An 8142-nucleotide genomic window follows, 5' to 3' on the forward strand; every position below is an offset into this window, starting at 1 on the left:
GATCAGGATCCGCCGTGCGCCACGCGTTGCGCGAGGACACAGCGCTCCAGCGGCGTACAGGTCAGCGAGCGGCCCGTGGGCGCGATGTAGCGCCGTTCGAATGCCTCGGGCTCGGGGTGGTCGAGCACGCGCCAGCCGTAGGGCGCGAGAAACGCGGGCAGCGTCTGCGGATCGAGGCCGAAGCGCCAGATCCGCTGCTGCTCCACGAAACGCCGATACATGGCCGGCGCGCCGTAAAGCTGTGTATCGAAGCCCGCGCCCAGGTTGACGAGCGCCTCCATGGGCGGCGACCAGCGTAGTGGGACCCGTGCCGGTGCGCGCCGCTTCGCGGGTCATCGCGCCAGTTCCTCAGTGATCCTGATGATCTATCATCTGACGCGCCTGGACGTCGGTAACCGTATCGAACAACGCCTCGGCACGCGCCAGTTCGTCCAGCGCGTGGTCGAGCCGCGATTGCGCGGCGCCATAGCCAAGCCGCGCTGCCACGTGGTCGTGGGCATCGGCACGCAGGGCGCGAAATGCCCGGTCGACGTTGCGGCTCGCCTCAAAAAAGCGTTGCGCGGCCTCGGCCTCTTGTGAAGGGATGTGAATCGCCATGGAAGAGTTCCATTGTGAGCTGCGTCCAGTCTCCCGCCCGGGAGACGTGGCGCGTTCTTGCGCCGCCAAGCCGTGAAGACGCTGTGTGCTCGGCAGGCGGCACGTCGAAGAGATCGCGCGTGACGCCGCGCGCCTGCTGCGCGCAGGCCTCGCTGCGCACGCGTTTGGTGAGATCTGTGTAGGTGTCGAAGTCGCCCATGCGCGACGCCTCGTGAATGGCCGCGAGGTCGCGCGCCTTGACGAGCGTGGGCTGCGTGAGCCGCACGAAGTACGGCGCCTCCAGTTCCGCCGTAAACACGAGCGGATGGCTCTTGCCGCCCGCCTGGGCGGCGCGCTCGACGCAATCCACCACCACCGTGCCCTGCGAGCGACCTGGCGGCTTCCCCGTGCTCACGCTGCGTAGCCGCTCCGGAACCACCCGCAGCGAGATGCCGACGCTCAGTTCAGTTGGCGAGACGCACACGAGCGCGTAGTGATGCTCGCGCGCGGCGCCCGAGGGCAGCGTGGCGCTGCTCGTGACGAACACGTGCTGCGGAAGCTGGCGCACCTGGCCGCTCGCATCGACCCACGCATTCCAGACGACCACGCCGGCACGCTTGCCGCGCTTGTCTTGCGTGGCGCGTGGGCGGCTTGCCGCCGGCGAGAACAGGGCGAGAAGCGAACCGGTGCGCAGCGCGGCGACTTGAGCGCTGCTGCCGAGCGACTGGCCGATGCCCCACAGGAAGCGCCCGCCGCCCTGCCGACGCTCCCACTCCTTGCGCAGGATCAGTGTGGGGAGATCAACGCCAGCCTCTGGCCCGATGCGGGACCAGCAAAACGTGGGCGGTAGGTGTTTCAGAGCCATCGACTTCCTCGGAATGCAGCCACCCGCCGATTTTGGCGGGCAATTCAATAACCGTTACTGTATAGGTATAATGCATGACATGGAAGCCCCAGATACTTATTTTCCGGTGCAGGAACTGCTGCGGCGGTTATCGGACGATTCACGCTCTGCCAGCGAAATTGCGCGGCTTTCCGGGGTCAGCCAACCTACTGTCTCGCGTCTTCGCACGTCGAACGGACGGCGGGTACGCCGGAGCGCGTCATTCAATAAGCTATGCAGTTTCTATGGCGTGCAGGCGCCGCCGTCCAGTCGGCACGCGGCCGCCTACAACGAATTGCTGCGCAATGCGATCGTCGAGGCGTGGGACGGCTCGGAAGAGCACGGCCGCGCGCTGCTCGTCGTCATCAAGGGATTGAAGGAACTGAGGGAACGGGCCGCGTAGATTCGCCTGGGTGGGCTTAGGCGGTGTGTTGTGCACGAGGGCGCGAAAGGTAACCATCCATGGGAAATTCGCCGCGAATTTCGAGGCTACAGGGCCGCCACGAACCGTGCGGAGGCCATGACCGGCCGGCCAATCCCCATATGTGGCGACCTTTGCGTTTCTCTGTGCCGCGGGTGACTCAAACGTATGATGTGAGGGCACACACGCCAGCCGTACGTGTGCAATGTTCGATACTTGCCACCAGAGCGCCGCCTCTATCATGTCCGCCGACACTGCCCCCACCCACACGAATGCTCCCGCCACGCTGCGCGGCCAGTGCCTTTGCGGCGCCGTGCGCTATGCGGTAGCCAATGCGTTCCGCTACGCGTTCAATTGCCACTGCTCGCAGTGCCGCCGTGCCACGGGTTCCGCGTTCAAACCGTTCGCGGGCATCGAAAGCGAGGCGCTGCGACTCACCGAGGGCGCAGGGCAGACGATGATCTACGGCGATCCGCAGGCCGCCCACGACGTGCATTGCGGCCGCTGCGGCTCACTGCTCTATTCAGTCGTGCGCGAAGGAGCGTATGTGCACGTAACGCTCGGCACGCTGACCGATCCGCCGGACATCCGCCCCGCCGGCCATATCTTCGTGCGCTCGAAAGCGCCGTGGTTCGAGATTGCCGACTCGCTGCCCCGGTACGACGAATTCCCGCCCTGACGCCGCGCGTGTCGTGTGCATCGCGTGACTTGCCGCAGGCGAGCATGGCAGCGGCCATACCGGTATCACTGTGCTACTGCCCGTCGTCGCGTTGATCGGCTAGTCTCGAAGCCTCCTTCCTCTTGTCACAAGAACGGCGAGCCCCATATGGACTCCATGACGATCGAGACGTACACGAGTGGCGCCGCAGGCTACGCAGCCGAATGGGCGAAACCTTCGCGTCGTGCCACGTTGCCCGAGCTAAAGGGTGTGCCCGCCGCGAGCTTTGACAACGTCCTCTGCGAGACCGTGATCATGCATTTGCCCGTCGCGCAGATCGGCCCGGCCTGCCGCCGCCTCGTCGAACTGCTCGATGCCGGCGGCGTGCTCTATCTGAGCTGGCGCGTCACTGACGGCGACAGCGCGCGCGACCCAGCGGGGCGTCTATATAGTGCTTTCGACCCGGCGCTCGTCACCGCCGCGCTCGAGGGCACGACCATCGCGCTCGACGAGGAGGCGGTCAACCGGTCCTCCGGCAAACGCGTTCAACGGATTGTCGCAATTCGCGCGTGAGCGCTGCCACGCATGGCGATCGGACAACAGGGAATTAGCGGGGAATAACAGCGCGTCATAGGCCAGGCGAGTGACAAATACGTGAACTTTTCGCTTGAAAAATGGTCTAAGGGACTCATGTAGGAAATATGTAAGGCGGAGCGCTAGCAAACGATACGACCCTGAAGGCGGACAATGTGCCGCAAACACGACGATTCGGGTTGCCTCGCATGCCGTAACGCACTACCATACGCGGTCTTTCTGCATTGCACGAAAATCCAGGCTGCCACGTCGTCAGACGTTTGGCGCTCGCTTGGCGGGACCGGCATGCGCCCCCGCCCACTCCCCTGCAATTTCGTCATCGCCAGGACGCCACGCCGCTGGCGCGTGACCTTTTTTGCCCTTGTCGGGCTATCCCTTCGAGGAGAATGTATTGACAAGCCATGACCGGGACGACGCGCTGACCTCGTCTGCCCGCCCCGCACGCCGCTCGTCCAAAGACAAGACCGGCGATACGACGCCCATGGACGCAGGCTCGCAACTCGAAAAACGCCAGCATCAAATGCGGGCGCTCATCAAGCTCGGCCGTGAACGCGGTTATCTGACCCACGCGGACATCAACGACCATCTGCCCGACAACTTCGCGCAGACGGCCGCGCTGGAAACGATCGTCGCCACGTTCAACGACATGGGCGTGCAGGTGTACGAACAGGCGCCCGACGCCGACACGCTGCTCCTGAACGAAGATTCCCGCGCCGACCGGCAGGCCGACGACGAAGCCGACGAAGAAGTCGAAGTCGCGCTCTCGACCGTCGACTCCGAATTCGGCCGCACGACCGACCCGGTGCGCATGTACATGCGCGAAATGGGTTCGAGCGAGTTGCTCACGCGCGCCGGCGAAATCGAAGTGGCGAAGCGCATCGAAGACGGCCTCCAGGAAATGATCCAGGCGATCGCGGCATGCCCGTCGATCGTCGCGACCATCCTCGCCGACGCCGACCGCGTCGCGGCTGAAGCGATGCGCATCGACGAACTCGTCGACGGCATCGGCAGCGACGAAGCCGCGCAGGAACCCGCCACGGCGGCCGACGCGGACGCGAGCGAAGAAGTCGAAGTCCAGGCAGCGGAAGAAGAAGAGTCGGACGACTCGAGCGACGACGAAGACAGCGACGCCGACAACAGCAAGGCCAACGAAGCCCTGCTCGCGCAGCTGAAGGCAGACAGCCTCGCGATCTTCGCGCGCGTTCGCACGCTGTTCGAACAGATGGCCTGCACGTCGGACGCCAATGCGCGCGCCTCGGCTGCGGAAATGCAGATCTGCGCCGACATCCAGACGGAACTCGCGCCGATCCGCTTCACGGCTCGCACCATCGACCGCCTGTGCTCGCTGCTGCACGAGCAGGTCGCGCAGATTCGCGCGATCGAGCGCAACGTGCTCTCCATCGTCGTCGATCGCTGCGGCATGCCGCGCGAAGCCTTCGTCGAGCAGTTCCCGGGCCACGAAACCGATCTGGACTGGGGCGTGCGCGCCGCAGCCGCGTCGAGCAAGTACGGTCCCTCGATCGAGCGCAGCCTGCCGGCTATCCAGGCAGAGCAGCGCAAGCTCGCCGAGATCGAAGCGGCTGCATCGCTGTCGCTGCAGCAGATCAAGGCGATCAATCGCCGCATGACCGTCGCCGAATCGAAGATGCGTCAGGCGAAGGGCGAGATGGTCAAGGCCAACCTGCGTCTCGTGATCTCGATCGCGAAGAAGTACGTGAACCGCGGCATGCAGTTCCTCGACCTGATCCAGGAAGGCAACATCGGCCTGATGAAGGCGGTGGACAAGTTCGAATATCGCCGCGGCTGGAAGTTCTCGACGTACGCGACGTGGTGGGTGCGTCAGGCCGTGACGCGTGCGCTCGCCGACCAGGCGCGCACGATCCGCGTGCCGGTGCACATGATCGAAACGATCAACAAGCTCAACCGCATTTCGCGCGAGATCCTGCAGCAAACAGGCATGGAAGCGCATCCGGCGGACCTCGCCGCGCGTATGGGCATGACCGAAGAGAAGGTGCGCGGCATCCTCAAGATCGCCAAGCAACCGGTCTCGCTCGAAAGCCCGGTGGGCGACGACGGCGACGCGACGCTCGGCGACATGATCGAGGACGCAGGTTCGGCCTCGCCGGCCGATGCGGCGATCCACGCGAACATGCGCGCTGCCATCGACGAGGCGCTCAAGGCGCTCTCGCCGCGCGAAGCGAAGGTGCTGCGCATGCGCTACGGCATCGACACGACCTCGGACCACACGCTCGAGGAAGTGGGCAAGCAGTTCGACGTGACGCGCGAACGTATCCGCCAGATCGAAAGCAAGGCGATGCGCAAGCTGATGCACCCGAGCCGCGCCGACAAGCTGCGTCCGTTCCTGGAGCGCTAAGCAGTTTTATTGCTGCGCTCTCCGGAGCTGGATTGAAAAAAAGCCCGTCACCTTCCGGTGACGGGCTTTTTCTTTATGCGACGCGAACGCCGGTCAGTCCGTGCCGAATTTCGGCGAATGCGGACCGTAGAGCAGGCCCGTCGGCGGGCCCGCGTGCAACAGACGATAGCTCGTGATACCGGCGATATCGTGGCTCTTGTCCGTCAGCGAATTCGCGATCTGCTTGACCGCCGCCATCACCAGCATGCCGATCAAGCCGCCGCCACTGCTGTTGTTGCCTTCGTTGCTGTTGGCACTTGCCGCGCCTTGCCACAGCACCTTGCCGGTTTTCAGATCGACGAGTTTCGCCGTCGCCGTCACCACCGTCGCGCTGTCGAGCACACGATATTGGGTCCCGAATTGCGTGATCTTCGAGTACACCACCGCGTCGGCGCCGAAGATCTCGCGCAACTTCTCCGGCGGGGTCTGCTGGATGTCGCCCGCCGTCGTCAGTCCATTCTGCTTGAACGTTTCTTCCATGACCGCGACCGGAATCACATAGTAGCCCGCCTCGGCGAGCGGCATTGTCATCTGGGAGAGCATGCTGTTCGACGCATTCACATCCGTCGTCGCGTTGTCGGGCGGCAGTATGAGGATCGAGCGCGGGCGCGCATTCTTGAACGCCGTGTAGTCCGCGTGCTTGACCGGCTGTGCACAGGCGGCCAGCAATGCGAGCGCGGACAGAGCCAGCCAGAGCTTGAGAGTTGAAAATCTGGTCATATCGGTACGCTCACTTATTGTTGTTTCGGTTTCTTCATGAGGAAGTCCATATAGGTCGACGACTCCGGGAAGAGGTGCTTCTCGGCGTCGAATTCCTGCATGGCTTGCGTGTCGTTGCCGACGTTCGCGTAGAGCAAGCCCAGTTGCGCATGGAATCCGGGCGGCGGCATGTTGCCCTTCGCGCGGATCTCCTGCAGCGACTTCTCGAGCGCATCGATCTGTTGCTGCGGCGCCTTCTCGCCCTTCAGGTAGTCGTAGACCTCAGGCTGATAGCCGCTCCACTGGTAGAGCGGCGGCGTGGTGTTCGCGCAGCCTGCGAGCAGCAGCGTTGCCGCCGTGATGGGCAGGCAGAGTCCCCGAAGCGTGCCGATGTATTTCATGAAAACCCCGTATGAGTAGTTGTTTTGATCCAGCGTGTAGCGCGGTCGATGTGGGCGGTCAGTGCGCGGTGCGCAGCGCGCCCGCGTCGACCTGGTCGGCCAGATGGTTAACCGCTTCCTGGATCGCGAGCTCGAGCACCTTGCCATTGAGCGTCGAGTCGTAGCTCGCTGTGCCGCCAAAGCCAACGATCTCGCGGTTCGAAAGGCTGTACTCGCCCGCGCCCTGCGCCGACGCGACGACTTCCGAAGTCGTGGTGTCGACAACGTTGATGCTCACCTTCGCGTAAGCGATCTGGTTTTTACCGCTGCCGAGAATGCCGAACAGTTGGTGATCGCCGACTTCCTTGCGACCGAACTCAGTGACGTCGCCGGTAATGACATAGTTGGCGCCCTTGATCGCCTGGGCTTTCCTGGTGAAGCCCGCTTCCTGGCGGATCTCGTCGAGGTTGTCGCGATCGAGCACGCTGAAGCGGCCGCTTTGCTGCATCGACGTGATCAGGATGGTCTTTGCCTGGCCGCCGAGGCGGTCGATGCCGTCGGAGAAGATGCCGCGCATGTAGCTCGAGCGATTGTCGAACTTGCCGACTGCGATCTGTACCGGCTTGCCGACGGCAGGGCGCTGCGCGCTGGCGACAGGCGGCACCGGCAGCGAGCGCGACGACTCCGTCGCGCATCCGCCAAGGGCCACGATGGCGATGGCGGCGAGGACCGCACCGCACGTTTTGGACGATTTCATGAATTCTCCTTGTTGTCAGGACAGAAACGGCTGGACAAGGGGAGATCGGCGAGATGCGGTGCCAGACGGCGGCGGCGTGCAAGCGGAGCATGCAGGGCGTCCTCGCAAGCGTCGTTGCGGCGGAGATAGAGGGCGCAGTGCGTCGCTGCGCGCGCAGTCATTCCAGCGGTCGTGCATGTTTCTCGCTTCCCGCACGCGAGCGCATGCGTGGAAGCTCCCCGGTTCTTATTGGTGTAGCGTGTGGTCTTTAGTTTGTAGTTAATGACTACACACGCATGTATCGGCCGGGTTAGGGAGAAACTTTAGGAAATCTGCAATTTAATGCGAATTGAATTTTTATTTACGCGATTTCTGAGGCGTATTGACGCACGCATGAAATGCTATTCAAAGCGGTTTGGAGATTTTCGCTTTTGCTATCGACCGCGAATAAATCAGTCGCTGGGAATGATCGTCTCTTTTCTCACGCCCAAACGCCAGAACCCCGGTGCTCTTTCGGAGCTACCGGGGTTCTGGACGTTACAGCATAAGGAGCCTGACGATTACCTACTTTCACACGGGCAATCCGCACTATCATCGGCGTGGAGCTGTTTCACGGTCCTGTTCGGGATGGGAAGGGGTGGGACCAGCTCGCTATGGTCATCAGGCATGACGGGTTGCTGCGTCGCAGGGTTCTGCGCCACAGCCAATCGGGAAGAAGCGTAAAGAGGTGTTGCTCAATTGGGGTTGTGTTGTTTCCGGCACAACACGCGATTCTCTCAACC

General features: G+C 63.3%; 10 protein-coding genes and 1 rRNA gene. 4 read left to right on the top strand and 7 right to left on the bottom strand.

Going from position 1 to position 8142, the window contains the following annotated elements; translation table 11 throughout:
* Nucleotides 1–2: 2 nt before the first annotated feature.
* The 3 genes from M3A49_RS16090 to M3A49_RS16100 all read right to left on the bottom strand — a co-directional run bounded on the left by M3A49_RS16090 (nt 3) and on the right by M3A49_RS16100 (nt 1441).
* The gene (locus M3A49_RS16090; protein WP_266229529.1) at nt 3–281 is read right to left on the bottom strand and encodes a hypothetical protein; all 279 of its coding nucleotides are present in this window, start codon (nt 279–281) and stop codon (nt 3–5) included.
* Between the two features lie 67 nt (nt 282–348).
* A complete protein-coding gene (locus tag M3A49_RS16095) occupies nt 349–597 on the bottom strand; it encodes a hypothetical protein (protein ID WP_266229530.1) in 249 nt (82 codons plus the stop codon).
* The gene (locus M3A49_RS16100) at nt 545–1441 is read right to left on the bottom strand and encodes a hypothetical protein (RefSeq protein ID WP_266229531.1); all 897 of its coding nucleotides are present in this window, start codon (nt 1439–1441) and stop codon (nt 545–547) included. The genes M3A49_RS16095 and M3A49_RS16100 overlap by 53 nt, the downstream gene beginning before the upstream one ends.
* 79 nt (nt 1442–1520) lie before the next feature.
* Here M3A49_RS16100 and M3A49_RS16105 point away from each other — a divergent pair, with 79 nt between their 5' ends.
* From M3A49_RS16105 to rpoD, 4 genes are all read left to right on the top strand, one after another.
* The gene (locus M3A49_RS16105) at nt 1521–1862 is read left to right on the top strand and encodes a helix-turn-helix domain-containing protein (RefSeq protein ID WP_028202491.1); all 342 of its coding nucleotides are present in this window, start codon (nt 1521–1523) and stop codon (nt 1860–1862) included.
* A gap of 259 nt (nt 1863–2121) precedes the next feature.
* Complete coding sequence (locus tag M3A49_RS16110; protein WP_266229533.1) at nt 2122–2559, top strand: GFA family protein; 438 nt, start codon at nt 2122–2124, stop codon at nt 2557–2559.
* A 147-nt stretch (nt 2560–2706) separates the two neighbouring features.
* The gene (locus tag M3A49_RS16115; RefSeq protein ID WP_266229534.1) at nt 2707–3111 is read left to right on the top strand and encodes a hypothetical protein; all 405 of its coding nucleotides are present in this window, start codon (nt 2707–2709) and stop codon (nt 3109–3111) included.
* 412 nt (nt 3112–3523) lie between these two features.
* On the top strand, nt 3524–5506 hold the full coding sequence (rpoD, locus tag M3A49_RS16120; protein WP_266229535.1) for an RNA polymerase sigma factor RpoD: 1983 nt from the start codon (nt 3524–3526) through the stop codon (nt 5504–5506).
* 93 nt (nt 5507–5599) lie between these two features.
* On the opposite strand, the gene M3A49_RS16125 is transcribed toward rpoD, so the two are convergent.
* The 4 genes from M3A49_RS16125 to rrf all read right to left on the bottom strand — a co-directional run bounded on the left by M3A49_RS16125 (nt 5600) and on the right by rrf (nt 8025).
* Nucleotides 5600–6265 (bottom strand): DUF799 domain-containing protein, encoded by a 666-nt coding sequence (locus tag M3A49_RS16125; RefSeq protein WP_266229536.1) that lies wholly within the window; start codon nt 6263–6265, stop codon nt 5600–5602.
* A 14-nt stretch (nt 6266–6279) separates the two neighbouring features.
* Nucleotides 6280–6645: a DUF4810 domain-containing protein gene (locus tag M3A49_RS16130; RefSeq protein ID WP_254356312.1), complete on the bottom strand. Its 366-nt coding sequence runs from the start codon at nt 6643–6645 to the stop codon at nt 6280–6282.
* A gap of 58 nt (nt 6646–6703) precedes the next feature.
* Entirely contained in the window at nt 6704–7381 is a 678-nt protein-coding gene (locus M3A49_RS16135; RefSeq protein ID WP_266229538.1) for a CsgG/HfaB family protein, read from the bottom strand.
* Between the two features lie 530 nt (nt 7382–7911).
* A 5S ribosomal RNA gene (rrf, locus tag M3A49_RS16140) occupies nt 7912–8025 on the bottom strand.
* Nucleotides 8026–8142 lie beyond the last annotated feature (117 nt).

The organism is Paraburkholderia sp. CNPSo 3076, from assembly GCF_026343935.1.
Classification (GTDB): domain Bacteria; phylum Pseudomonadota; class Gammaproteobacteria; order Burkholderiales; family Burkholderiaceae; genus Paraburkholderia; species Paraburkholderia nodosa.